This window comes from Streptomyces sp. NPDC007991 (genome assembly GCF_042958445.1).
Taxonomy (GTDB): Bacteria; Actinomycetota; Actinomycetes; order Streptomycetales; family Streptomycetaceae; genus Streptomyces.
On record NZ_JBIBJD010000008.1, the window covers coordinates 373,537 to 397,140 of the forward strand.

The 23,604-nt window shown below is 70.6% G+C and carries 23 protein-coding genes; 7 read left to right on the plus strand and 16 right to left on the minus strand.

The window, feature by feature from the left end; all coding sequences use genetic code 11:
- Window positions 1-3: 3 nt before the first annotated feature.
- Window positions 4-2,211 carry a family 43 glycosylhydrolase gene (locus ACFZDA_RS24850; protein ID WP_391085520.1) on the minus strand — a complete coding sequence of 736 codons (2,208 nt, stop codon included), beginning with the start codon at window positions 2,209-2,211 and terminating at the stop codon, window positions 4-6.
- 247 nt (window positions 2,212-2,458) lie between these two features.
- Between ACFZDA_RS24850 and ACFZDA_RS24855 the strand changes: the two genes are divergently transcribed.
- The gene (locus ACFZDA_RS24855) at window positions 2,459-3,613 is read left to right on the plus strand and encodes a right-handed parallel beta-helix repeat-containing protein (RefSeq protein WP_391085522.1); all 1,155 of its coding nucleotides are present in this window, start codon (window positions 2,459-2,461) and stop codon (window positions 3,611-3,613) included.
- 19 nt (window positions 3,614-3,632) lie between these two features.
- Here the strand turns inward: ACFZDA_RS24855 and ACFZDA_RS24860 are convergent, their stop codons facing one another.
- From ACFZDA_RS24860 to ACFZDA_RS24880, 5 genes are all read right to left on the minus strand, one after another.
- Window positions 3,633-4,496 (minus strand): triacylglycerol lipase, encoded by an 864-nt coding sequence (locus ACFZDA_RS24860; RefSeq protein WP_391085525.1) that lies wholly within the window; start codon window positions 4,494-4,496, stop codon window positions 3,633-3,635.
- A 64-nt stretch (window positions 4,497-4,560) separates the two neighbouring features.
- Window positions 4,561-5,982, minus strand: coding sequence for a prolyl oligopeptidase family serine peptidase (locus ACFZDA_RS24865; RefSeq protein WP_391085527.1), 1,422 nt, complete (start codon window positions 5,980-5,982; stop codon window positions 4,561-4,563).
- 314 nt (window positions 5,983-6,296) lie between these two features.
- Entirely contained in the window at window positions 6,297-7,130 is an 834-nt protein-coding gene (locus ACFZDA_RS24870) for a pectate lyase (protein ID WP_391085529.1), read from the minus strand.
- Window positions 7,131-7,214: 84 nt separating this feature from the next.
- Window positions 7,215-8,063 carry a hypothetical protein gene (locus ACFZDA_RS24875; protein ID WP_391085531.1) on the minus strand — a complete coding sequence of 283 codons (849 nt, stop codon included), beginning with the start codon at window positions 8,061-8,063 and terminating at the stop codon, window positions 7,215-7,217.
- The gene (locus ACFZDA_RS24880) at window positions 8,060-8,665 is read right to left on the minus strand and encodes a SigE family RNA polymerase sigma factor (protein WP_391085533.1); all 606 of its coding nucleotides are present in this window, start codon (window positions 8,663-8,665) and stop codon (window positions 8,060-8,062) included. Before ACFZDA_RS24880 ends, ACFZDA_RS24875 begins: the two co-directional genes overlap by 4 nt.
- A 270-nt stretch (window positions 8,666-8,935) precedes the next feature.
- On the opposite strand from ACFZDA_RS24880, the gene ACFZDA_RS24885 reads away from it, so the two are divergent.
- On the plus strand, window positions 8,936-10,393 hold the full coding sequence (locus ACFZDA_RS24885) for a solute carrier family 23 protein (protein ID WP_391085534.1): 1,458 nt from the start codon (window positions 8,936-8,938) through the stop codon (window positions 10,391-10,393).
- Window positions 10,394-10,465: 72 nt separating this feature from the next.
- Here ACFZDA_RS24885 and ACFZDA_RS24890 read toward each other — a convergent pair whose 3' ends face one another.
- From ACFZDA_RS24890 to ACFZDA_RS24915, 6 genes are all read right to left on the minus strand, one after another.
- Window positions 10,466-11,923: a penicillin-binding transpeptidase domain-containing protein gene (locus ACFZDA_RS24890; RefSeq protein ID WP_391085745.1), complete on the minus strand. Its 1,458-nt coding sequence runs from the start codon at window positions 11,921-11,923 to the stop codon at window positions 10,466-10,468.
- Between the two features lie 55 nt (window positions 11,924-11,978).
- A complete protein-coding gene (locus ACFZDA_RS24895; RefSeq protein WP_391085536.1) occupies window positions 11,979-12,641 on the minus strand; it encodes a response regulator in 663 nt (220 codons plus the stop codon).
- Window positions 12,638-13,936 carry a histidine kinase gene (locus ACFZDA_RS24900; RefSeq protein ID WP_391085538.1) on the minus strand — a complete coding sequence of 433 codons (1,299 nt, stop codon included), beginning with the start codon at window positions 13,934-13,936 and terminating at the stop codon, window positions 12,638-12,640. Before ACFZDA_RS24900 ends, ACFZDA_RS24895 begins: the two co-directional genes overlap by 4 nt.
- Window positions 13,933-14,193: a hypothetical protein gene (locus ACFZDA_RS24905; protein WP_391085540.1), complete on the minus strand. Its 261-nt coding sequence runs from the start codon at window positions 14,191-14,193 to the stop codon at window positions 13,933-13,935. The genes ACFZDA_RS24900 and ACFZDA_RS24905 overlap by 4 nt, the downstream gene beginning before the upstream one ends.
- Window positions 14,194-14,273: 80 nt before the next feature.
- Entirely contained in the window at window positions 14,274-14,744 is a 471-nt protein-coding gene (locus ACFZDA_RS24910) for a GNAT family N-acetyltransferase (protein ID WP_391085542.1), read from the minus strand.
- A 3-nt stretch (window positions 14,745-14,747) separates the two neighbouring features.
- Window positions 14,748-15,521 (minus strand): IclR family transcriptional regulator, encoded by a 774-nt coding sequence (locus tag ACFZDA_RS24915; protein WP_020277261.1) that lies wholly within the window; start codon window positions 15,519-15,521, stop codon window positions 14,748-14,750.
- 132 nt (window positions 15,522-15,653) lie between these two features.
- Between ACFZDA_RS24915 and ACFZDA_RS24920 the strand changes: the two genes are divergently transcribed.
- The 5 genes from ACFZDA_RS24920 to ACFZDA_RS24940 all read left to right on the plus strand — a co-directional run bounded on the left by ACFZDA_RS24920 (window position 15,654) and on the right by ACFZDA_RS24940 (window position 20,320).
- Window positions 15,654-17,183, plus strand: a complete 1,530-nt coding sequence (locus ACFZDA_RS24920) for an aldehyde dehydrogenase family protein (protein WP_391085545.1) — start codon at window positions 15,654-15,656, stop codon at window positions 17,181-17,183.
- Window positions 17,184-17,290: 107 nt separating this feature from the next.
- The gene (locus ACFZDA_RS24925) at window positions 17,291-17,899 is read left to right on the plus strand and encodes a DUF1349 domain-containing protein (RefSeq protein ID WP_391085547.1); all 609 of its coding nucleotides are present in this window, start codon (window positions 17,291-17,293) and stop codon (window positions 17,897-17,899) included.
- Window positions 17,900-17,902: 3 nt separating this feature from the next.
- On the plus strand, window positions 17,903-18,373 hold the full coding sequence (locus tag ACFZDA_RS24930; RefSeq protein WP_391085548.1) for a GNAT family N-acetyltransferase: 471 nt from the start codon (window positions 17,903-17,905) through the stop codon (window positions 18,371-18,373).
- Between the two features lie 76 nt (window positions 18,374-18,449).
- The gene (locus ACFZDA_RS24935; RefSeq protein ID WP_391085550.1) at window positions 18,450-19,172 is read left to right on the plus strand and encodes a DsbA family protein; all 723 of its coding nucleotides are present in this window, start codon (window positions 18,450-18,452) and stop codon (window positions 19,170-19,172) included.
- Between the two features lie 95 nt (window positions 19,173-19,267).
- Window positions 19,268-20,320, plus strand: a complete 1,053-nt coding sequence (locus ACFZDA_RS24940; RefSeq protein ID WP_391085552.1) for an aminotransferase class V-fold PLP-dependent enzyme — start codon at window positions 19,268-19,270, stop codon at window positions 20,318-20,320.
- Window positions 20,321-20,404: 84 nt separating this feature from the next.
- On the opposite strand, the gene thpD is transcribed toward ACFZDA_RS24940, so the two are convergent.
- The 4 genes from thpD to ectA are packed head-to-tail and all read right to left on the minus strand — an operon-like array spanning window position 20,405 to window position 23,590.
- Window positions 20,405-21,313 (minus strand): ectoine hydroxylase, encoded by a 909-nt coding sequence (gene thpD / locus ACFZDA_RS24945; RefSeq protein ID WP_391085553.1) that lies wholly within the window; start codon window positions 21,311-21,313, stop codon window positions 20,405-20,407.
- Window positions 21,314-21,319: 6 nt separating this feature from the next.
- On the minus strand, window positions 21,320-21,718 hold the full coding sequence (locus tag ACFZDA_RS24950) for an ectoine synthase (RefSeq protein WP_059422332.1): 399 nt from the start codon (window positions 21,716-21,718) through the stop codon (window positions 21,320-21,322).
- Between the two features lie 43 nt (window positions 21,719-21,761).
- Window positions 21,762-23,033 carry a diaminobutyrate--2-oxoglutarate transaminase gene (gene ectB, locus ACFZDA_RS24955; RefSeq protein ID WP_391085556.1) on the minus strand — a complete coding sequence of 424 codons (1,272 nt, stop codon included), beginning with the start codon at window positions 23,031-23,033 and terminating at the stop codon, window positions 21,762-21,764.
- A 50-nt stretch (window positions 23,034-23,083) separates the two neighbouring features.
- On the minus strand, window positions 23,084-23,590 hold the full coding sequence (gene ectA / locus ACFZDA_RS24960; RefSeq protein WP_391085558.1) for a diaminobutyrate acetyltransferase: 507 nt from the start codon (window positions 23,588-23,590) through the stop codon (window positions 23,084-23,086).
- Window positions 23,591-23,604 lie beyond the last annotated feature (14 nt).

Here is a 23,604-nt window from a genome sequence, read left to right on the forward strand (position 1 = left end):
GGCTCATCGCCGTACCGGCTTGACGCCCTCCAGCGTCGGCACCACCGGCTTGATGCTGCCGTCGGCCGCGAACTCCATGCGGTCGACGGTGGTCTCCCGGTGCATGCCGTCACCGCCCGGCCGGCCGGGGCCGTTGAGGGCGAAGCGGTGGTAGACGATGTACCAGTCGTCGGTGCCGGGGGTGTTCACCACCGAGTGGTGACCGGTGCCGAGGATGCCGTACTCGGGCCGCTTCTGGAGGATCGTCCCGCGCTTGGTCCACGGGCCGAGCGGGGACGGTCCCGTCGCGTACGCCACGTGGTAGTTCTCGCTGCGGGTGTCGTCCTCCGACCACATGAAGTAGTACGTGCCCTTCCGCTTGATCACGAAGGAGCCCTCGCGGAAGTTGTCCGGGGTGATGTCCTTCACCTTCGACGCGTCGAAGGAGACCATGTCGTCGCCCAGCGGCACGACGTATCCGTGGCCGTTGCCCCAGTACAGGTACGCCTGGCCGTCGTCGTCCGTGAAGACCGCCGGGTCGATCATCTGGCCCTTGAGCGCCCCGCCCTTGGCGACCAGCGGCTTGCCGAGCGCGTCCTTGAAGGGGCCGGCGGGGGAGTCGGCCACGGCCACGCCGATCTGCTGCTCGGCGCAGAAGTAGAAGTAGTACTTGCCGTTCCGCTCGGCTATCGCGGGCGCCCAGGCGTTCTTGTCGGCCCAGCTCACGTCCGGCCCGAGGTCGAGGATGACGCCGTGGTCCTTCCAGTGGACCAGGTCCTTCGACGAGTACGCCTTGAACCGGGTGCCGCTCCAGCCCTGGAAGCCGTCGGTGGTGGGGTAGATCCAGTATCTGCCGTCGAGGTAGTGGACGTCCGGGTCGGCGTTCAGGCCGGGCAGCAGGGGGCTGCGGGTGCGGACCGCCTCGACCGTCCAGGTGCGCCGGGTGCCGTCGGCCGCCGTCACGGTGTACTGCTGCGGCGTGCGGAAGTCGCGCCGGGTCCCGGACTTCGGGCTCAGCGTGGCGCCCTCACCGACCCACAGCTTCGGGGCGAGGCCCCGCAGATCGGCGTCCGGCTGCATCGGGAGGACGACCTTCGAGGCGCTCTCCGTGACGATCGAGTAGCCCTTCTGGTGCGGGGCCGTCGCGTCCATCACGGAGGTCGAGGTGGACGGGTAGGCCGCCAGCAGCCGGTCGTACTCCTGCTGCGTCACCGGCAGCACCGTGCCGTGCCGGGGGCTCGCCGGGAGCTGGTAGTCGGTGGACGGGGTCCACTTGCCGGAGGAGAGGTCGGTGGTCTCGAACGGGACGTAGCCGCGGCCGCCGTACTCGTCGATGAACAGGTACCACTTCTTCTCGGTGTTCGACTTGAACACCGTCGGGCCCTCGCCGCGGTCCATCGCGCCCTTGCCGATGCAGTCGGCCACGAAGTCGTACTTCGTCGAGGTCAGGGACGTCGACTTCTCACCGGTGATGAACTTGGAGCAGGGGCTGGAGGAGCTGGGGTCCCGCTCGTCCTTGGTGTAGCGGTAGTACTCGTCCTGGTACTTCACGACCGTGGAGTCGATCACCGAGTAGCCCGGGTCGTTCCAGATCTTCGGCGCGCTGAAGGTGCGGAAGTCCTTGGTGGTCGCGTACATCATCTTGTTGTACGTGTTGCCCTTGTGGTCCGGGTCGTCGTCGGCGTACAGCTTCGACGCCCAGAAGACGACGTACTGGCCGAGCTCGTCGTCCCAGTAGGCCTCCGGGGCCCAGGTGTTGCCCGCGTTGTCCGGGGAGACCTTCACCAGGCGCTGGTCGGTCCAGTGGACCAGGTCGGTGGACTCCCAGACCATGATCGACTTGCTGCCGTGCCGCTGCACCTGGTCCCAGCTGCCGCTGGAGTTCTGGTACATCCGCAGGTCGGTGGCGATCAGATAGAACTTGTCGCCCTTAGGGGAGCGGATCACGAACGGGTCGCGCAGGCCCTTCTCGCCGATCGTCGACGTCAGGACCGGCTTGCCGGCGTTCAGTTCACGCCAGTGCAGCGCGTCGTTGCCCCGGCTCAGGGCGTAACGGATCTGCTCGCCGTCGGCGGTGCCCTCGCCCGTGAAGTAGGCGAAGAGATAGCCGGCGTACTTGGAGTGCTTCACGGGTGGTGCTCCGGGGTCCGCGGTGCTGGGGGGCGCGGTGAGAAGGGTCAGGAGGAGGCCGGTCAGGGCCACGAACGGGAGCAGGAGCGTGCGGGGGCGCATGACACTTCCTGTCGGAGTCTGGGGGATTCTGTTGGGTAGCGGCCTTCGGAGTTTCACCGGACGGGGACAGGGCGTCAACGGGTGTGCGTGAGGCGGGTGGTTCCGAAACTTTCGGAGGCTCGGGCACGCCCGTGCACGTGACGGCGGCAACCCTTTCGGGGCTCGGCGGCGACTGCTGGTGGGAAACGGGCCGGAGCGGGCCCCTCCGGACCGTTTCCGTCCCCATCGCCCAGGAAAGGAACGCTCCGTGCTGCTCAGCACCGGACGCCACCGCAGGACCCGTACGCTCACCATCGCCGCCGCGGTGGTCTGTGCCTCGGGGGCGGGCGGCGTCTATCTCGGGCTCTCCGGCGGCGGCGCGCAGGCCGCCTCGTCGACGGTCACCGTCTCCACCACGGCCCAGCTCGAAACGGCCGTGAAGAACGCCACCGCAGGCATGGTCATCCAGGTCCGCGGCGGCACCTACCATCCGGCCGCGACCCTCAAGTCCACCGCGAACGGCACGAGTTCGGCACGCATCACGCTGCGCGCCCACGGCGCCGAGAAGGTCCGGATCGACGGCTCCAAGCTGCCCGACGGCTCCTGGCTGGCCGGCATCCACGGCGACTACTGGACCGTCGAGAACCTCGCCTTCGTCAACTCCCCGGCCCAGGGCTTCGTCGCCACCTCCTCGGCCGGCGGCGTCTTCAGGAACCTCGTCACCGCGGACAACGGCGACTCCGGCTTCACCCTGCGCGGCGACGGCACCACCGGCAACCTCGTGCAGAACCTGGACAGCCACGGCAACTACGACCCGGCCGGCCACGGCCAGAACGCCGACGGCATCGCGGTCAAGTTCGGCTCCGGGACGGGCAACAGGATCACCGGCGCCCGGCTGTACGACAACTCCGACGACGGCCTCGACCTGTGGCAGTTCTCCTCGCCGGTCACCATCGAGCACTCCTGGGCCTTCGGCAACGGCGAGAACCACTGGAGCGACCCGGCCTTCGAGGGCAACGGCAACGGCTTCAAACTGGGCGGCGGTGGAGCCTCCGTCGCCCACGTCGTCAACAACAACGCCGCCTGGGACAACACGCTGCACGGCTTCACCGAGAACTCCAACACCGGCGCCATCGCCCTGAACCGCAACACCGCGTACGCCAACGCCCAGAGCGGCTTCTACTTCGCGACCGGCAGGGCCCGCCTCGGCAAGAACCTCGCCGTGGGCGGCCAGGGCGGCCCCGCGAAGCTGGGCTCGGCGGCCGTTTCCGCCGGCAACAACTGGGACAGCGGCGTCGCCACCCCGCCCTTCAGGTCGACGGACGCGAAAAGCGCGTACGCCGCGCGCGGGGCGGACGGCTCCCTCCCCGCGACGACGTTCCTGACGACCGGCTCCACGACCATCGGCTCGACGATGGACTAGCGCGGGCCCTCGCCATGGGTCACGGGCAGGTGTCCATCCAGCGGGTGACCAGGGCGGTGTTGTTCTTGTCGGCGTCACGAGCCGGACCGCACAGGAAGGGGCCGAAGCGGGTGTCGGCACGCAGCCAGAGGCTGAAGAACGACACGATCCACTTGCCCTGCCTGGCCTTGTCGCCGTAGCCCGTCATCGGGCACAGATGGTCGCCCGGTACCTCGATGTAGAGCTTCTCGGCCCGCGACATGGAGTTGTACCAGGGCACGGCGAAGGTGTCGCCGTGCGCGACGGGGTCGCTCTGGCAGGTCAGGAAGAAGGTGGGCTCGGTGACCGAGGAGAAGTTCCCGTTCGGGTGGTACGGGGCGGTCGGCACGCCCGCCCGGAAGCGGGGGTCGTCCCTCAGGGCTGCCATGACGCCACCGCCGCCCATCGAGTGACCGGCGGCGCCCAGGGTGCCGTTCAGCTTCCCCGACACCGGGTTGCCGGGGGTCCTGCCGAGCGTGAGCAACTGGGTGCCGGCGGCACTGATCTGGCGCCCGCGCGATTCGGGATCGTCGGTGAGTGTGTTCGTTCCGACGTTGATGACGACGAAGCCCCAGGACGCGAGGCGGGGTGCCAGCCACTTCAGGTTCTGCTGGGTGCCCTGGTACCCCGGCATCAGCACGACGCCCGGGTACGAGCCCCTGGCCGTGGGATAGGTGACCGTGCCCGAGCCGTACCCGCTCGGGCGGGGAACGGTGTAGGTGGCGGTGGTCAGCGGCCCGTCGGCGGCCTCCAGGGAAGCGGTCGTCGGGCCCGGGATCCCGGCGGCGGCTGCCGGCGTGGCGGTGGCCGTCAGCAGGGTCAGTGCCAGGCCGATACTGGTGGCGAGTGCGATCAGAGCCGTCATGGGACGGGACCGGGTCGGTAACGGCGCGCTGGTGCGGGTGGAACCACTGCGGGGACGCATTGCTCTACCTCCGGAAGGCGCTGGCGGGACTGTGCGAACGGGACTGTGCGAAGAGCCAGTCGATGACCACGTCGTTCTCGTACGTCTGGGCCCACGCCAGGTGGGGGCTCACCGGTGTCGTTCCGGCCGTGTAGCTCGTGAACAGGGTGTGGCCGCGGGTGGCCCGGGCCTGCCTCAGGAGGGCCCGTGACCGGGCCTCGAACTGTGCCTTCGGCAGGTCGTTGGCCCACTCCCCACGGGTGACCCGGGCACCGGCGGTCTCCAGCGCGTTCATCAACGTCCAGGTGCCGGGGTTGCCGAACCGGCCTTCCCGGTAGGGGACGACCGGGTCGTCGACCGAGTGGTCGGCCCAGATCGGGATGTGCGCGATCCTGTCCATGGTGGCCGGGTCGCCCCAGCCGGCCGTGGGCAGGGCGGCCGCGAACACGTCGGGTCGCTCGGCCAGCAGGCTGTAGATGCCGCGACCGCCTGAGGACAGGCCGACCAGATAGAGCCGGTCGGTGTCCACGTGGCCCGCGTGCTCGCGCACGAAGGTGTCGATGAGTTCGATCAGCGCGGCCTGGACCTTCGCGTCGGTCCAGTCCGTGCCGTCGGGTCCGTCCATGGGACGGGGCAGGGGGATCTGCGGAGAGAGGACGAACGCGGGGTCGCGGCGCTGTCGTTCGGGTTTGGCGAACGTGACCGCGACCCGGTTGGAAGTGAGCTGGGTCATGTTGTTGTCCGCGACTTCGCCACCGCCGTGCAGGGTGACGACGAGCGGATAGCGGGTGCGGGTCCCCGGGTTCCGCAGGAATCCCGCAGGCCGGTACAGCCGGAAGTCCAGTTCGAAGCCCGCGGAGTCGGTGAAGGAACCGGCGGCGAAGTCGTCGACCACGGGCGTGATGACGTCGTCGTTGCGGTGCGCGAACGGGCCCGCTTCGAGTACCGGTTCACCCTCCGGGGTGCGCACGTCCGCCACCTGTCCGACGGAGTAGGCACGGTCGAGCGGAAGGGGATCGGTGGTGCCGACCGCCCGTGCGTTGGAGTCGTTCGGATCGAGCTCGATGATCAGGCGGTCCCCCGGTCGTCCGGGGCGGGAGCGGTCGTCCACCGCGGCGGAGGTGTGGGTGTAGACCCGGGTCACCGTGCGGGCCGCGGTCCGCCCGCCCACGGTGGCCCGCACCTGGAAGGCGGTGGGCGGGACCGTCCCGCCGCGTAAGTCGATGGGGTGCGCGTACTGGAGGGCGACCGCTGTCACCAGCCAGTTGTTCCTCGGAGTCACCTGCGTGAGGAGGTCCGTCCGCAGGACCGGGTTGGGCCCTGGGGTGGCTTGCCGTCCTTCGGGCAGGGCTGTCGGGGCAGCGTCCGCGGTCGCCGTGCTCACGGCCGGCGCCGCGACCGCGCCCGCCGTGACAGCGAGCACCGTACGTCTGGGGATCGATCTCATGGGTCCTCGTCTCGGTCATCGAGCTGGGGGGGGCGGGCCGAGGTGTTACGCGAGAGTTTCGGAGCGCCACGGGATCCGTGTCCAGCATCAAACCGAGATCTGTCCATGCGATAGGCGCATCAATTCAAGCGGGTGCGCGGACAGGTACGACGACGCCCCCGCCGGTTCGCACCGGCGGGGGCGACTGCCGGCCGTCCGGAGGGGGGCTCCGGAGGGCCGGGGCGCCGGGACGTCCGGCTGGGGGCCCGGACACCCGGCAGCCGGCCGGCCCAAGGGGGGATCAGGGCCGGCCGGAGCTCACACGTGCCGCGGCGTCACTGGTAGCTGATGTCCGAGGCCTTGAACTTGCAGGTCTTGCCGTCAGGTCCGGGCGGGGTCAGCTCCTTGGGCTCCTTGCCCGTGTTGTTGCCCTCGAAGCGCACACACGTCTTGATCTTCTTCTTGGTGTCGCCGTGGATGCGGATCTTCGACAGCGTCGCCGTGTCGCCGTAGTTGGCGTTCACGCCGACGATCGCCTTCATCGGCGCCGTCACGTCGATGTCGTTCAGCACGACCGTGCGCTTGAACTGCGTCTTGCAGTTGCCGCAGGAGCGCACCAGCTTCCCGGCGTTCTGCACCTGGAAGCCCGACACGTTCAGCGTCCCGGCGCCGTTGAACTGCAGCACCTTGTCGTCGGCGTTCTTCGCGCCGCCGCCGATCACCTTGTACACGGCCGACGACGACTTGCCCTTGAAGCTGGCGGCGTCCTCGCCGACGTCCGTCCACCACACGTTCTGCAGCGTGCAGCTGCCCTTGCAGTGCACGCCGTCGGCGGCCGGGGTGCCGATGATGACGTTCTTGAGGACGGCGCCGTCGGCCAGCTCGAAGATGGGGTCCTGGCCCTCGTCCTGGCTGCCGCCGCCGAGCGCGCCGGTGCCGTAGAACATCTTCATGCCGCCGTCGCGGACGCCGGAGACCGGGATGGTCTTCGACACGGGCGTCTTGCCCTTGTCCGTGGGCCACGGGGTCGCGGCGCCCGCGGTGGACAGCATCGACGTGGTGACGATCGCCGCTCCCGTGATGCCGAAGGCGGCCAACCCGGTGATCACGGCACGCCGCTTCGTGACCCCGCGGCGGTGGCTGACGCGCTGTTCTGCTGGTGCAGTCATGTACCGATTCCTCAATGGGGGGTGACTCTTGCGCCTGGTGGTCGCCACCCGTGAGGGAAGGGTTGCCGCGTCTTCAGAGATTTTTCACGAGTCGTCGTCGGTGTCGTCCACGGCCGCGAAACCGCCGCCCACGGACAGCCGTTCCGAGCCGGCGGCGGCCGTCACCGCGTAGCGGTCGGCGCCCGCGTCCCGGCCGCCGCGCTCGTGGTCGAACTGGCCCGCGAACACCCACGCGCCCGCCGGGACCTTACGGCCCTCCTTCAGGGTCCAGGTGTAGACGAGGAAGCCGTCCCGCTCTCCGACCGTGAGTGTGAAGTCCTGCTCGGGCAGCGACCGCCAGGCGCCCGCGTCGGAGACCCCGCCGGTCTGGGCGACGCTCAACCGCACGGTCAGCGCGGTCAGTTCCGTGCGCGTCTTGATCGTGACGTTGCTCTGCGCCCAGAAGTCGTTGCTGTGCGGGTCGACCGAGCCGTCCGACCACAGGGGACCGTCCTCGGTGGCGGCCGGCGGGCGCCCGGTGACGGAGGTGCTCGGCATCCGCGAGGGCGGCGGAGCGGACTCGCGGCGCTGCGGCGGCGTGGACGGGGTGGGATCCACCGGCGGCGCGGGGGCCCGGCTCGTCGCCTCCGGCGACGGCGTGGGCGTCGGCGAGGTCGCCACGTCCTGCCGCTGCGGGGCGGCGGTCTCCTCCTTCACCGCGGACGCGACCGCGTACCCGCCCACCGCCAGCACACCCGCCACCGCGGCCGTCGCACCGGCCACCCGCATCCACCCGACCACCGGCGAACGCGTCGCCCGGTGGCCGGAGACCGCCGGACCGGCCATACCGCGCTCCACCCGGGCCAGGATCTGCTCCCGGTCGGGCTCGTGCGTCCCGGCCGCCTCGTGCAGCCGGGCGCGCAGCTCCTCGTGCACGTCCCGCCGCATCGTCATCGGTCCCTTCCTCCGCCCTCACCGGTGCGCGCCCGCAAGCCTTCCACGACCGGCGAGCAACGGGGAGCGCCCACCGCCGCGTGCATCCGCTGCGGTACTCCCTGTGTGCCCAGCAACCGCTGGAGTTCGGCCATTCCCTTGGAGGTCTGGCTCTTCACCGTACCCACCGAGACGCCGAGGGCGAGCGCGGTGTCCTTCTCCGACAGGTCGAAGGCGTGCCGCAGCACCACACAGGCACGCTTGCGGAACGGCAGCCTGCGTAACGCCTCCTGGACGTCGACGACACCCGCGACGTCCGGGTTCTCGGTGTTCTCCTCGCGCTGCGACCAGAACAGGGCGATGCGCCGCCGCTCGCGCACGGCGCTGCGGATCCGGGTGCGGGCGAGGTTGGCGACCACACCGCGCGCGTAGGCCGCCGGATGGTCGGCCGCGCGCACCCGGTCCCAGCGGTGCCACAGCGCCAGCAACGCGTCCGCCGCCAGATCGTCGGCGGTGTCCGACTCGCCGGTCAGCAGATAGGCCAGCCGGGACAGTTCGGCGTAGTGACGCTCGAAGAAGGCGTGGAACTCCACGGAGGCGGCGTCGTCGACGACTGTGCCCACGGGCGACCTCTCCTCGCAGCGGCTTCGGGCACTCCGGGGCCGGGGTGCCTGTGAGTGTCATGTTGATGACATGTGATCATCCGGGGGAGGCCCGGACGAGATCGGGAAGCGTAGCAGCGTTCTCAGGACGGTTCGTACGGAGCTTCGAACAGCGTATGGCGGGCCGGACTCCGATTCCGTAACACGAAGAAAACCTGAACGTGGTTCAACGCGGGGACAATCCAGCCAGCATCCGCACACCGATCACCCAGGCACCGAGGAGCACTCGCCATGTCCGAATCGCAGAAGGTGGCCGACCGGCCCGGCGCCGCACCACCGGCGGTGAACAGCGTCGACCGGTTCTTCAAGGTCTCCGAGCGGGGATCCACCTTCGGCCGTGAGATACGCGGCGGCTTCGCCACGTTCTTCACGATGGCCTACATCCTTGTCCTGAATCCCATCATCCTGGGCAGCGCCAAGGACAAGTTCGGGCACCAGCTGGACGCCGTCCAGCTCACCACCGCCACCGCCCTGGTGGCCGCGGTCATGACGATCATCATGGGTGTGGGCGGCAATCTGCCCCTCGCCCTCGCGGCCGGACTCGGCCTGAACGCCGTGGTCGCCTTCCAGATCGCCCCGCTGATGAGCTGGGACGACGCGATGGGCCTCATCGTCCTCGAAGGCCTGCTGATCTGCGTGCTGGTGGTGACCGGCCTGCGCGAGGCCGTCATGCACGCCATACCCCAGCCGCTCAAGCAGGCGATCAGCGTCGGCATCGGCCTGTTCATCGCCTTCATCGGCTTCGTCGACGCCGGGTTCGTCAGCCGCATCCCGGACGCCGCGAACACCACCGTGCCGGTTCAGCTGGGCGGCACGGGAACGCTCACCGGCTGGCCGATGCTCGTCTTCTGCCTCGGCGTCCTGCTGACGATCGGCCTGCTCGCCCGCAAGGTCAAGGGCGCCATCCTGATCAGCATCGTCACCATGACGGCGCTGGCGATAGTGATCAACTCCATGGCCGACATCAAGACCTGGGGCCTGACCACACCGTCCTGGCCCGACAAGCTCGTCGACGCCCCCGACTTCGGACTCATCGGCCACTTCGACCTGTTCGGGGCCTTCAGCGCCCCCGGCGTCGGGGTCATCACCGTCGTCCTGCTGGTCTTCACCCTGATCCTGTCCGACTTCTTCGACACCATGGGCACCGTCGTCGGCATCAGCGCCGAGGCAGGCCTGCTCGACGAGGAGGGCAAAGTCCCGAACCTCGGCCGGGTGCTGCTGATCGACGGTGCCGCGGCGGTCGCGGGCGGCGCGGCCTCGGCCTCCTCGGCGACCTCCTACATCGAATCGGCGGCCGGCGTCGGCGAGGGCTCGCGCACCGGCTTCTCCAACCTCGTCACCGGCGGCCTGTTCGGCCTCGCGCTGTTCCTGACCCCGCTGCTCACCATCGTCCCGCTCCAGGCCGCCGCCCCCGCCCTGGTCGCCGTCGGCTTCCTGATGATGACCCAGGTCAAGCACATCGACTGGGACCGGTACGACATCGCCATCCCGGCGTTCCTCACCATCGCCGTGATGCCGTTCACCTACTCCATCACCAACGGCATCGGCGCCGGCTTCCTCGCCTACGTCGTCATCAAGACCGTCCTCGGCAAGGCCAGGGAGATCCACTGGCTGCTGTGGGGGACCTCGGTGCTGTTCCTCGTGTACTTCGCGATCGACCCGGTCGAGCAGCTCCTGGGAGCCAAGTAGCGCGAAGGGCCGCCCCCGGGGGGAAGGGGGCGGCCCGTCTGTCTTTACAGACGGCTTTCGTGCGGCCGGGGTTCAGTCCTTCAGCGCCGCTTCCATCATCGCCTTGGCGACCGGTGCCGCCAGGCCGTTGCCGCTGACCTCCGAGCGGGCCGCGTTCGACTGCTCGACGACGACCGCCACGGCGACCTCCTTGCCCGACGAGTCCGACTTCCCGTACGAGGTGAACCAGGCGTACGGCACCTGGCTGTTGTTCTCGCCGTGCTGGGCCGTACCCGTCTTGCCGCCCACCGTCGCGCCCGGAACCTGGGCGTTCGTGCCCGTGCCCTTCTCCACGACCGTCTGCATCGCCGACTGCAACTGCTCGGCGGTCGAAGAGCTGACGATCTCCTTCGAGCCCGCCTCGTCGTCATAGTCCTGCAACACATCACCGCCGCTGTTGGTGATCTGCGAAACCATATGCGGCGATACCAGCTTGCCGCCGTTGGCTATGGCCGCCGACACCATGGCCATCTGCAGCGGCGTCGCGGTGACGTCGAACTGGCCGATGCCCGTCAGGGCCGTCTGCGACGGGTACATGTCCGAGGGGTACACGCTCGTGTAGGCCCGGACCGGCACGTCCAGCTTGTCGTCGTCGAAGCCGAACTTCTCGGCCATCGCCTTCACCTTGTCCTGGCCCAGCTGGACGGCCATCTTCGCGAAGACGTTGTTGCACGAGTACTCCAGCGCCGTACGGATCGTGGCGTTCGTACAGGGCGCGTTCGGGTTCTCGTTCGACAGGTCCCGGGTCGTGTCCGGCAGCCTGTACGGGTCGGGGCTGGCGGTCTTCTCGTCCACCGACGAGTACAGCCCGTCCTCCAGCGCTGCCGCCGCCACGACCAGCTTGAACGTCGAACCCGGCGGCAGCGGCTGCCGCAGCGCGCGGTTGACCAGTGGCTTCTCCGGGTCGGCCGTGAGCTTCTCCCAGGCCGCCCCCGCGGTGTTGGCGTCGGTCAGCGACGAGGGGTCGTACGACGGGGTCGACACGACCGCGAGGATCTTCCCGGTCTTCGGGTCGATGGCGACGGCCCCGCCCTTCTTGTCGCCGAGCGCGTCGTACGCCGCCTTCTGCACGTCCGGGTCGATCGTCGTGACCACGTTGCCCGGGGCGGCCCGCTGGTTGGTGATGGTGTCCATCACGGACTTCAGACGGCTGTCCGTGCCGTTGAGGAGGTCGGTGTAGATGCCCTCCAACTGGGTCGGGGCGTACGCCTGCGAGGCGTAGCCCGTCACCGCCGCGTACAGCTCGCCGTCCGTGTACGTGCGCTTGTACTTGAGGTCGCTGCCCTTCGTCGAGGCCGAGCCGGTGACCGACCGGCCGCCCACGATGATGTTCCCGAGCGGCGCCGAGTACGTCTCGATCGCGTTCCGCCGGTTGTCCTTGTCGTCTGCGAGCGCCTGGCCCTCGTAGTACTGCACCCAGGTCGCCCTGACCAGCAGAGAGAACACCAGCAGCAGTGTGAAGACCGAGGCGCGCCTGATCGTCTTGTTCATCCCGAACATGAGGACGAGCCAGGTGGGGTGGATCGTTCCCACCCGTCCGTTTTTCTCATCCGGCGTTCAGGAAGCCCGCCTCGTACGCCGCGATGACCGCCTGCGTGCGGTCCCGGGTGCCCGTCTTGGCCAGTACCGCCGCCACGTGCGACTTCACGGTGGCGGGGCCGACCTCCATCCGGCGGGCGATCTCCGCGTTGGTCAGCCCCTCCGCCATGTGCCGCAGCACCTCCCGCTCGCGGCCCGTGAGCTTAGCCGCCCACTCCGGCGGCGCCGGGTGCGCGTGTGCGTGCTCCGTCGCCAGTGTGCGGACCGCCGCCGGGAACAGCAGGCTGTCGCTGCGCGCCAGCAGCCGGACCGCCTGCACGAGCGCGTCGGCGTCCGCCCGCTTCAGCAGGAACCCGGCGGCTCCCGCGCGCAGCGCGTCGTACACGTAGGAGTCGTTCTCGAAGGTCGTCACGACGACGATCCGGGGCGGCTCGTCCAGCGTGGCGAGGATCTGCTCGGTGGCGCGGATGCCGTCGACCTCCGGCATGCGGACGTCCATGAGGACGACGTCCGGCCGCAGGTCCCGGACGACCGACACGGCCTCGGCGCCGGTGGCCGCCTCGCCCACCACCTCCAGGTCGGGCTCGGCGGAGAGGATGGCGCGCAGCGCGGTGCGGACCATGCGCTCGTCGTCGGCGAGGACGACACGGACGGGGGAGGGGCGGGTCATGCGGGTCCTTTCGTCGGCAGACGTACGTGCAACCGCCAGCTCTTCCCGGCCGATCCGGCCGATCCGGCCGAACCGATCGCCGGTCCGGCCGTCATGGTCCCGCCCAGCAGCCTGACCCGGTCCGCGATGCCGCGCAGTCCGTGGCCGCCGCCGGGGCGGGAGGACGCGGGACCCGTGACCGTGGCAAGGCCGGTCACCGGATTCTCGACGGTGATCGCCAGCTCCCCGTCGGCCACCTCGATCCGCACGTCCACGGCGACCCGGCCGCCCGCGTGCCTGAGGGCGTTGCTCAGCCCCTCCTGCACGATCCGGTAGCCCTCCCGGGACAGCAGCGCGGGCAGCACCCCCAGGTCGGGGCCGACCGTGGCCGTCACGCGCTGTCCGCCCGCCCGGGTGCGGCGCAGCAGCCCGTCGAGGTCGGCCGCGAGGGTCGGCGCCGGGGCGGTGCCGGGCCCGTCGCCCTCGCGCAACACGCCCAGCACGGCGTCGAGTTCGCCGACGGTGCGCCGGGTCGTGTCCTCGATCGCGGCGAGGGCCTCGCGGACGAACTCCGGGTCGGAGTCGAGGACGCGGCGCGCCGCGCTCGCCTGGAGACCGACCGCGCTCAGCGCGTGGCCGACACAGTCGTGCAGCTCCCGCGCCAGCCGGTTGCGTACGGCCAGGTCGGCGGCGCGTGCCTCGGCGGCCGCGAGCCGGCCCTCGGCGGACGGGCCGAGCAACGCCGGTGCCCAGCGGGCCAGCAGCGCGCCGCCGCCGGCCGCGCAACCCGCCAGGGCGACGAGCATCGCCGCGCCCGCGACCGGCGCGAGCGCGGGCGCCCAGGCGTGGCCGAGGACTCCGGGCAGCCCGAGCCGGGTGCCGCCCAGTCCCGCGACGACCGGCAGCGCGATCAGCACGACGGCGAACGGCGGCAGGGCCAGCGACATCCCGGCGATGATCCCGCCGACCCCGAGATGCAGGGTGAACCAGCCCGCCGTACGGCCCTTCTCGCCCCGCGTCCGCGCCGGCCCGAAGGCGAGCCGGTCCGTGTCGACACCGCACAGCCAGCGCACGGCGGCGGCCTCCAGCGGCCGGGTCAGCGGGAACAGGGACGTCACGGCGGCGAGCGGCAGCCCCACGCCGAAGGAGGCGAGCTGGAGGGGAAAGGACCCGAAGACGTCCGTGTCGCCGGTGGCCGGACCGATGATCACCGAACCGACCAGGACGTACGGCATGGCGAGCGCGCCGCCGAGGATCAGATGCACCCAGCGCAGCCGGGCCCGCCGGCCGAACAGGGCCCGGGCGACCTGCCTCACGCGGCCCTGGCCGAGCGCTCGGCACCGCCGAGGGAGGCGAGCGACCGCCGGCCGCCCCGGCAGGCCACGGCGCCCGGGCCGGCCCAGGCCAGGCCGACCGGCACCACCACGGGCAGCGCCCGGTCCCGCCGGAAGGCCGGCGGGAAGCCGCCGGCGACGGCCGCGAGGAGGAACAGCACGAACACCGCTTCCAGCATGTGGAAGCCGCCCTCATCGGCGGGAGCGAGTGCCTGTGTCATACGAGGTGACCGCGTCATGCGATCAGGCTCCCGCGCGGCAGGCCGGCGGCACCTCCTGCGCGATGACGATTCTCCTCCTCCGGACGGGGGAGGGCGGCTCAGCCCTCCAGCAGGAGCACCGTCTCCTCGATCTCCGCGCCCCGCGCGGAGGCGTACCCGCTGGCCGTCGCGACGGCACGGAAGCCGCACTTCTCCAGGACGCGCAGCGAGCCCGCGTTGTCCGACGCCGCCCGTGCGTACAGAGGACGCTCGGGCACCTCCGTCAGCAGCGCCCGCAGGGCCGCCGTGGCGATGCCCTGGCCCCAGTACGCACGGTCGACCCAGTACGTCACCTCGCGTTCGCCCGGCACGCCGTACACCGCCGCGCTGCCGACCACGTCGCCGTCGGCCAGGACGGTCCGCACCACGTCGGACGAGGACCGGATCTTGGCCCAGTGGGCGTCGAAGGCGTCCCGGTCGGCCGGGTCCTTGGGGACGAAGGCCGCCATATGGAGCGCCTCGGGGTCGTTCATCTGCCGGAAGAAGACCGGCAGATCGCTGTCGTGGACCTCGCGCAGCTCGACGTTCATGCCTCAGAGCCTACGGGTGGCCAGGGTCAGCCGGTCCCGCGCGTCGAACAGCGCGTCCTTCACCAGCTGTTCGTGCGCCGGCGTGAGCCGTGCCACCGGCACCGAGCAACTGATCGCGTCCCGCGCCGGCGTGCGGTACGGGATGGCCACGCCGAAGCAGCGCAGCCCCAGCGTGTTCTCCTCGCGGTCCACGGCGAAGCCCTGCTCCCGGACCTGGGCCAGCTCCTCGATGAGCTTCTCGCGGTCGGTGATCGTGTTCTCGGTCAGCGCCGGCAGGGTCTCCGGGAGCATCTTGCGGACCTGCTCGTCCGAGTAGGTGCTCAGCAGGGCCTTGCCGAGGGAGGTGGAGTGCGCGGGCAGGCGGCGGCCGACCCGGGTGAAGGGGCGAAGGTAGTGCTGCGACTGGCGGGTGGCGAGGTAGACGACGTTCGTGCCGTCGAGGCGGGCGAGGTGGATCGTCTCGGTCGTGTCGTCCGAGAGGCGGTCCAGCGTCGGGCGGGCCGCCGCCACGACCTCGTCACCGTCGATGTACGACGTGCCGACCAGCAGGGCACGCACCCCGATGCCGTACCGCGTGCCCGTCGCGTCCGTCTCCACCCAGCCCAGCTCGACGAGCGTGCGCAGCAGCATGTAAAGACTGGACTTGGGGTATCCGACGGCCTCCTGGACCGCCGCGAGGGAGTGCATACCGGGACGCCCGGCGAAGTATTCGAGCAGTTCAACCGTTCGTACCGCGGACTTGACCTGCGCCCCGCCGCCCGTCTCGCCAGCCGACATCGCCCTTGACCCCTTCGTTCGACGGGAAATAGTCTCCACAGCATATTCATCATCAGAGACAGCGTTCAGTATATCGAACGTCCCTGGTGGGTGACCCAGTACTGCGGCATTACATGTGTGGAGGGACCCGCGGTGGCAGCAGCACCAGTCTGGAGTGTCGACCCCCGAACCGGGAAGCAGCGTGAACAGGTTGCGGTGGAGGCCACAGCCCAGGAGGTCGACGCCGCCGTCCGTGCCGCGCACGAGGCGCGTGGCTCACTCGCGGACCGTACCGTCCGCGCGGCCTTCCTGCGCAGCGCCGCCGAGGAGCTCCAGGCGGCCAAGGACGGCCTCGTCGAGACCGCCGACGCCGAGACCGCGCTCGGCCCGGTCCGGCTGACCGGCGAGCTCGCCCGCACCTGCTACCAGCTGCGGGCCTTCGCCGACATCGTCGACGAGGGCGCCTTCCTCGACGTCGTCATCAACCACCCCGACGACACCGCGACCCCGCCGATCCCGGACCTGCGCCGCTACAAGGTGCCCCTCGGTGTCGTGGCCGTCTACTCGGCGTCGAACTTCCCCTTCGCCTTCTCCGTCGCCGGCGGCGACACCGCGAGCGCCCTCGCGGCCGGCTGCCCCGTGGTGGTCAAGGCGCACCCGGACCACCCGGCCCTGTCCGAGTACGTCGCGAAGGTGCTGCGCCGCGCCGCCGCCCGGCACGACATCCCCGAGGGCGTCGTCGGGCTGGTGCACGGCTTCGAGGCGGGCGTCGAGCTGATCAAGCACCCGCTGGTCGCGGCGGCCGGCTTCACCGGTTCCGTACGGGGTGGGCGTGCGCTGTTCGACGCGGCCGCCGCGCGTCCCGTGCCGATCCCGTTCCACGGCGAGCTGGGCTCGCTGAACCCGGTCGTCGTCACCGAGGCCGCCGCCGCCGAGCGGGCCGAGGCGATCGGTGCGGGCCTCGCCGGCTCGATGACGCTGGGCGTCGGCCAGTTCTGTGTGAAGCCGGGCCTCGTCCTCGCGCCGTCCGGCGCCGCCGGTGACGCCCTGCTGAAGTCGCTGACCGACGCCGTCAGCGACACCGACGCCGGGGTGCTGCTCGACCACCGGATGCGCGACAACTTCGTGGCCGGTGTCGCCGAGCGGACCGAGCTGCCCGACGTCGACTCCCCGGTCACCCCCGGCGCGGGCGGCGAGCACACCGTCAGCGCGGGCTTCCTCACGGTGCCGGCGAGCAGGCTGGCGGCGGAGGGCGAGCACGACCTGCTCCTGGAGGAGTGCTTCGGGCCGGTCACGGTGGTGGCCCGCTACGAGGACGAGGACGAGGTGAAGGCCGTGCTGTCGCGGCTGCCGGGGAACCTCACGGCGACCGTGCAGCTGTCCGAGGAGGAGGCCGCGGGCGAGGGCCGGGGCGCGGAGCTGCTGCAGGAGCTGACGCCGCTGGCCGGGCGTGTGCTGGTGAACGGGTGGCCGACGGGGGTTGCCGTCGCGCCGGCTCAGCATCACGGTGGGCCTTACCCGGCGACGACGTCGACGTCCACGTCGGTGGGCGGGACGGCGATCGAGCGGTGGCTGCGGCCGGTTGTCTATCAGAACGCTCCGCAGGCGCTGCTTCCGGCGGAGCTGCGGGATGAGAACCCGTTGGGGCTGCCTCGGCGGTTCAACGGGCGACTTGAGCGTTGATCGCGTAGCGCCGTAGGGGTGCGGGTGATCTGCGGGCTGCCGGTTCGTTGTGGTTGATCGCGCAGTTCCCCGCGCCCCTGGAGGCCGGACCTGAAAGACTTGGTCGAATGGATCTCGAACTTCCCGAACTTCCTTTCCCCCTGCGCTCTTACGGGCCCGAGGCCCACTGGTCCCATGAGGGCGGGGTGCTGAGCGGGTGGGCCGGGGCCCGGCAGGATCGGTTTGTGCCGCCTACCGGGGAGGGGCTGGACCCCGCCTCCGACGCGCCGCGGCTGCTGGGGGCGCCCGAAGGGGACTTTCAGCTGATCGCCAGGGTCACGGTGGGGTTCGGCGCGGCCTTCGACGCCGGGGTGCTCTACGTCCATGTCGGCGAGCGCGCCTGGGCCAAGCTCTGTCTGGAGTACTCCCCGGACGTGCCCACCGTCTGCACGGTGGTCACCCGGGGGCACTCCGACGACGCCAACTCCTTCACCGTCGACGGCGGTTCCGTCTGGCTCCGGGTGAGCCGCACCGGCCGCGCCTTCGCCTTCCACGCCTCCCGTGACGGTGAGCGCTGGACCTTCGTCCGCCTCTTCACCCTCGGCGACGAGAAGGAGACGGGCGCGGCCCTGATCGGCTTCATGACCCAGTCGCCGATGGGGGAGGGCTGCGTGGTGACGTACGACCACATCGAGTTCCGGCCCCACTGGCCGAACGACCTGCGCGACGGCAGCTGAGGCATGGCCGTGATCCGTACCGCTCTGCCCGACGAGGTGGCGGACATCGTCGCCCTGCACGCGCGGGCCCGGGCGACCTACTACCCCGACGGGCCGCCGCAGGACGGCACCGACTGGCTCGCCGCCTGGCGCAGCGCCCTCGCGCGACCGGACGGCCGGGTGCTGTGCGCCGTCGAGGAGGGCCGCATGGTCGGCCTGGCCTCCTTCCGCACCCCCGAGGGCGCCCCGGCGGAGACGGTGAAGCTGTTCCAGTTCCACGTCGACCCCGGCCACTGGCGCCGCGGCGTCGGCAGCGCCCTGCATGCGGCCTGCGCCGAGGCGTGGGCATCCGGTGGCAAGCGGACGGCCGTTCTCGACGTGCACGTCGACAACCGGCGGGCGCAGCGGTTCTACCGGCGGCACGGGTGGGTGCCGGAACCTGCCGAGCCGGGGGATCACCACCTGACGATGCGGCTCCCCCTCCCCGCGGAATGAACCCGGCTGCTTGAACGTTCACCAACTCGGCGGAGGGAGCCTCCGCACCCCGTACGAGCTGGAGAGAGCCGAAGACATGCGCGTCGAGATCTGGAGCGACATCGCCTGCCCCTGGTGCTACGTGGGCAAAGCCCGCTTCGAGAAGGCGCTGCGGGACTTCCCGCACCGCGACGACGTCGAGGTGGTGCACCGCTCCTTCGAGCTGGACCCGGGCCGGGCCAAGGACGACATCCAGCCCGTGATCACGATGCTCACCATGAAGTACGGCATGAGCGAGGCCCAGGCCGAGGCCGGTGAGGACAACCTGGGCGCGCAGGCCGCCGCCGAGGGGCTGGACTACCGCACCCGGGGCCGCGACCACGGCAGCACCTTCGACATGCACCGCCTGCTGCACTTCGCCAAGGAGCAGGGGCACCAGGAGCGGCTGCTCGACCTGCTCTACCGGGCGAACTTCGCCGAGGAGCGCTCCGTCTTCAACGACGACGAGCGGCTCGTGGAGCTCGCCGTGGCCGCCGGGCTGGAGGCGGCAGCCGTCCGCGCGGTGCTCGCCGACCCCGGCGCCTACGCCGACGACGTCCGCGCCGACGAGCGGGAAGCCGCGCAGCTCGGCGCGAGCGGTGTGCCGTTCTTCGTGCTCGACCGCACGTACGGCGTCTCCGGCGCCCAGCCCGCGGAGGTCTTCGCCCAGGCCCTGACCCGGGCGTACGGCGAGCGCTCGCCCCTGACGATCGTCGACAGCGGGGACAGTGGGGACTCGGACGCCTGCGGCCCGGACGGCTGTGCGGTGCCCCAGCGCTGAAGCCGCAGGTCGGGGCGTATGTATAAGCGCCTCTTAGCGACATCACGCAGTAATCGGCGATGGACGGGGACATCCAGGGGACGCAGAGTGGTTCCATGGAGACCTTCGAGAACCTCGTCCGTGCCGAGTTCGCCCCGAAGCACACCTACCTGAACACCGCGAGCAACGGGCTCCTGCCCGCCCGTACCGTCACCGCCCTGCACCAGGCGGTGCGGATGCGCGCGGAGGGCGTGCCCCTGGGCCCCCTGTACGAGGACGTCGAGGCCGCCCGAGCGTCGTTCGCCCGGCTGGCCGGCGTGCCGGCCGAGCGGGTCGCCACCGGCGCCTCGGTCGCCGAGTACGGCGGGCTGATCGCCGCCTCACTGCCCGAGGGCGCCGAAGTCCTCACCGCGGAGGCCGACTTCGCCTCCCTGGTGAACCCGTTCCACGCGCGCGGCGACCTCAAGGTGCGCGCCGTGCCCCTGGAGCGGCTCGCCGAGTCCGTCCGCCCCGGCACCGCGCTCGTCGCCGTCAGTACCGTCCAGTCCGCCGACGGCCGGCTCGCCGACCTGCCGGCCGTGCGGGAGGCGGCCCGGGCGCACGGGGCCCGTACCTACGTCGACGCCTCCCAGTCGGCCGGCTGGCTGCCGATGGAGGCCGACGCGGACGACTTCCTCGCCGCCGTCGGCTTCAAGTGGCTCCTGGGACCGCACGGGGCCGCGTTCTTCGTCGCCCCGCGGGACTTCGGCGGCCTCACACCGCTGCTCGCCGGCTGGGCCGCCGGTGAGGTCCCCTGGGAGAGCTGCTACGGCCCCGTCGAGGAACTCGCCCACTCCGCACGGCGCTTCGACATCAGCCCCGCGCTCTTCAGCTACGCCGGGCTGCGCGCCTCCCTGGAGCTGCTGGAGGAGATCGGCATCGACGCCGTGCACGCGCACGACGTGTCCCTCGCGGGCCGCTTCCGCGCCGGGCTCGCCGAGCTGGGTCACGCGCCGGTGCCCGCGCCGGGCTCGGCGATCGTGTCCGTGCCGGGGCTCGGCCACCGGCAGGGCGAGCTGAGCCGGGCGGGCATCGAGGTGTCCGCCCGGGCGGGGAACCTGCGGGCGGCGTTCCACCTGTACAACACCACGGCGGACGTCGACCGGCTGCTCGAAGTCCTGGCCGCATGACAGAACCGGGCGGGGCCTCCCGTCCCACACGAGGAGGCCCCACCCGGCAGCTGTGTCACCCGGTCACTTCACCGGCGGCAGCGGTCACTTCACCGGAGTGAAGTCCCTCGCTCCGATGAACTCCGGACGCCGCACCGGCGCCGCGAACGGCTCCACCGCCGTGTTCTCCACGCTGTTGAACACGATGAACACGTTGCTGCGCGGGAACGGCGTGATGTTGTCGCCGGAACCGTGCATGCAGTTGCAGTCGAACCACGTCGCCGAACCGGCCTTGCCCGTGAACAACTTGATGCCGTGCTGCGAGGCCAGCAGGGTCAGCGCCTCGTCCGACGGCGTGCCCGCGTCCTGCATCTGCAGCGACTTCTTGTAGTTGTCCTTCGGCGTGGCCCCCGCGCACCCGAGGAAGGTCTTGTGCGACCCCGGCATGATCATGAGCCCGCCGTTGGTGTCGTAGTTCTCGGTCAGCGCGATCGAGACCGACACCGTGCGCATCCGCGGCAGACCGTCCTCGGCGTGCCACGTCTCGAAGTCCGAGTGCCAGTAGAAGCCACTGGCCCCGAAGCCCGGCTTGACGTTGATCCGCGACTGGTGGACGTAGACGTCCGAGCCGAGGATCTGCCGCGCCCGGCCGACGACCCGCTCGTCCCGCACCAGCCGCGCGAACACCTCGCTGATCTTGTGGACCTCGAAGACCGAGCGGATCTCCTTGGACTTCGGCTCGACGATCGACCGCTCGTCGGCACGGATGTCCGGGTCGTTCACCAGCCGGTTCAGCTCGTTCCGGTAGACGGCGACCTCGTCGTCGGTGATCAGCTCGTCGATGGCGAGGAAGCCGTCACGTTCGAAGGAGAGCAGGTCGGCCGGCGCGACCGGGCCGGGCGCGTCCGGGGCGCCCCAGACGACCGGGTCCTGGCGCGGGGTGAGCACCTCGGTGGCGCCCCGACTGGGATAGAGGTCGGGGATACCGGTGGTGGTGTCGGTGGTGGCGGTCATGAAACGTCACACCTCCTCGGTGAGCAGCGGGTAAACGCCGTTCTCGTCGTGGTCCTCCCGTCCGGTCACGGGCGGATTGAAGACGCAGAGGCAGCGGAAGTCCTTCTTGATCCGCAGCGTGTGCTTCTCGTGCCCGTCCAGGAGGTACATGGTCCCGGGCGTGATGGTGTACGACTTCCCGGTCTCGCGGTCGGTGAGCTCGGCCTCGCCCTCCACGCAGACGACGGCCTCGATGTGGTTCGCATACCACATCGACGTCTCCGTACCCGCGTACAGGATCGTCTCGTGCAGGGAGAAGCCGACCTTCTCCTTGGCGAGGACGATGCGTTTGCTCTCCCACGTGCCGGACGCCGACTTCACGTGCCGGTCGGTACCTTCGATCTCCTTGAACGAACGGACAATCACGGTGCTGCGATGCCTCCTCAATGGGGTGGTGCGGGTGCTTCGGTCAGGCGGTCTCGCGGACGGCGCGGGCCAGCGTCGACAGGCCCTCGTCCAGTTCCTCCGGCGTGATGGTCAGGGCCGGGAGCAGTTTCACGACCTCGCTCTCGGGCCCGGACGTCTCGATGAGCAGCCCGAGCTCGAAGGCGCGCCTGGCGACCTTGCCCGCGCGGTCCTTGTCGTGGAACTCCATGCCCCACACCAGGCCGCGGCCCCGGTACTCCTTCACGTCGGCCAGGTTCTCCTCGGTGATGGAGATCAGCGCCTGCTCGACCTGCTCGCCGCGCTTGCGGGTCTGCTTCTCCATCGCGGAGCCGTCGGCCCAGTACGCCTCCAGGGCCGCGGTGGCCGTGACGAAGGCGGGGTTGTTGCCGCGGAAGGTGCCGTTGTGCTCGCCCGGCTCCCACACATCCAGCTCAGGCTTGAACAGGCACAGCGACATGGGCAGGCCGTAGCCGCTGATCGACTTCGAGACGGTGACGATGTCCGGCGTGATGCCCGCCTCCTCGAAGGAGAAGAAGGCGCCGGTACGGCCGCAGCCCATCTGGATGTCGTCGACGATCAGCAGCATGTCCTGCCGCTCGCACAGCTCCGACAGGGCGCGCAGCCACTCGGGCCGGGCCACGTTGATGCCGCCCTCGCCCTGCACGGTCTCGACGATCACGGCGGCCGGCTTGTTCAGGCCGGAGCCCTGGTCCTCCAGCAGCCGCTCGAACCACAGGAAGTCCTCGACGGTGCCGTCGAAGTAGTTGTCGAACGGCATGGGCGTGCCGTGCACCAGCGGGATACCGGCGCCGGCCCGCTTGAAGGCGTTGCCGGTCACGGCCAGCGAGCCCAGCGACATGCCGTGGAAGGCGTTGGTGAACGACACGATCGACTCGCGCCCCTTCACCTTCCGCGCCAGCTTCAGCGCGGCCTCCACGGCGTTGGTCCCGGTCGGGCCCGGGAACATGACCTTGTACGGCAGGTCGCGCGGCCGCAGCAGCAGGTTCTGGAAGGCCTCCAGGAACGTGCGCTTGGCGGTGGTCGACATGTCGAGCCCGTGCGTGACGCCGTCGCGCTCCAGGTAGTCGATCAGGGCGCGTTTCAGGACGGGGTTGTTGTGCCCGTAGTTCAGTGACCCGGCTCCGGCGAAGAAGTCGAGGTACTCATGGCCGTCCTCGTCGTACATGCGGCTGCCCACCGCACGGTCGAAGACGGTGGGCCAGCCGCGGCAGTAGCTGCGTACCTCGGACTCGACGGTCTCGAAGACACTCAGGTCGGGCTGGGTGATGGTCACGACGAATCGCTCCTCGATGCGTGGGGGAAGTCTGCGGGAGTCGGGGGAAGTCAGGGGGCCAGCGGGCTGATGCGGTACAGGACCTCGGGGTCGTGCGGCCCGTCGGGGAACATGGCCGTGTCGAACAGCACCTCGCGCTCCAGCCGGGCGCCGTGCCGCTCGGCGAACGACGTGAACAGGCGCTCCGAGGCGGTGTTGCCCGGGGTGATGGTGGTCTCCAGCGTCGTCACCCCGCGCTCGGTGACGGTCCGGGCGACCAGACCGTCGAGCAGCGTGGCGGCCAGCCCGCGCCCGCGGTGCGCCACGTCCACAGCCACCTGCCAGACCAGCAGGGTGCGCGGGCTGGCCGGCCGCACGTACCCGGTGATGAAACCCATCGGCTCGCCGTGCTCGTCACGCGCTACGGCCGAGGTGGCCGCGAAGTCACGACACCACAGCAGATAGCTGTAGGACGAGTTCAGGTCGAGAACCTTCGAGTCCTTCGCCATCCGCCACAGTGCGGCTCCGTCAGCCGCCGTGGGGCGGTCGATTTGCGGATCTGCTTGTACGGCAGTCATGCGAATTGAACTTA

Coding starts and splice junctions, on each gene's coding strand:
- ACFZDA_RS24925 (WP_391085547.1), top strand. CDS start 17,291: ATGGATCTCGAACTTCCCGAACTTCCTTTCCCCCTGCGCTCTTACGGG.
- thpD (WP_391085553.1), bottom strand. CDS start 21,313: ATGACCGCCACCACCGACACCACCACCGGTATCCCCGACCTCTATCCC.
- ACFZDA_RS24875 (WP_391085531.1), bottom strand. CDS start 8,063: ATGACGATGCGGCGGGACGTGCACGAGGAGCTGCGCGCCCGGCTGCAC.
- ACFZDA_RS24915 (WP_020277261.1), bottom strand. CDS start 15,521: ATGTCGGCTGGCGAGACGGGCGGCGGGGCGCAGGTCAAGTCCGCGGTA.
- ACFZDA_RS24850 (WP_391085520.1), bottom strand. CDS start 2,211: ATGCGCCCCCGCACGCTCCTGCTCCCGTTCGTGGCCCTGACCGGCCTC.
- ACFZDA_RS24865 (WP_391085527.1), bottom strand. CDS start 5,982: ATGAGATCGATCCCCAGACGTACGGTGCTCGCTGTCACGGCGGGCGCG.
- ACFZDA_RS24870 (WP_391085529.1), bottom strand. CDS start 7,130: ATGACTGCACCAGCAGAACAGCGCGTCAGCCACCGCCGCGGGGTCACG.
- ACFZDA_RS24910 (WP_391085542.1), bottom strand. CDS start 14,744: ATGAACGTCGAGCTGCGCGAGGTCCACGACAGCGATCTGCCGGTCTTC.
- ACFZDA_RS24935 (WP_391085550.1), top strand. CDS start 18,450: ATGCGCGTCGAGATCTGGAGCGACATCGCCTGCCCCTGGTGCTACGTG.
- ACFZDA_RS24940 (WP_391085552.1), top strand. CDS start 19,268: ATGGAGACCTTCGAGAACCTCGTCCGTGCCGAGTTCGCCCCGAAGCAC.
- ACFZDA_RS24905 (WP_391085540.1), bottom strand. CDS start 14,193: ATGACGCGGTCACCTCGTATGACACAGGCACTCGCTCCCGCCGATGAG.
- ACFZDA_RS24895 (WP_391085536.1), bottom strand. CDS start 12,641: ATGACCCGCCCCTCCCCCGTCCGTGTCGTCCTCGCCGACGACGAGCGC.
- ectA (WP_391085558.1), bottom strand. CDS start 23,590: ATGACTGCCGTACAAGCAGATCCGCAAATCGACCGCCCCACGGCGGCT.
- ACFZDA_RS24890 (WP_391085745.1), bottom strand. CDS start 11,923: ATGAACAAGACGATCAGGCGCGCCTCGGTCTTCACACTGCTGCTGGTG.
- ACFZDA_RS24930 (WP_391085548.1), top strand. CDS start 17,903: ATGGCCGTGATCCGTACCGCTCTGCCCGACGAGGTGGCGGACATCGTC.
- ACFZDA_RS24860 (WP_391085525.1), bottom strand. CDS start 4,496: ATGACGGCTCTGATCGCACTCGCCACCAGTATCGGCCTGGCACTGACC.
- ACFZDA_RS24885 (WP_391085534.1), top strand. CDS start 8,936: ATGTCCGAATCGCAGAAGGTGGCCGACCGGCCCGGCGCCGCACCACCG.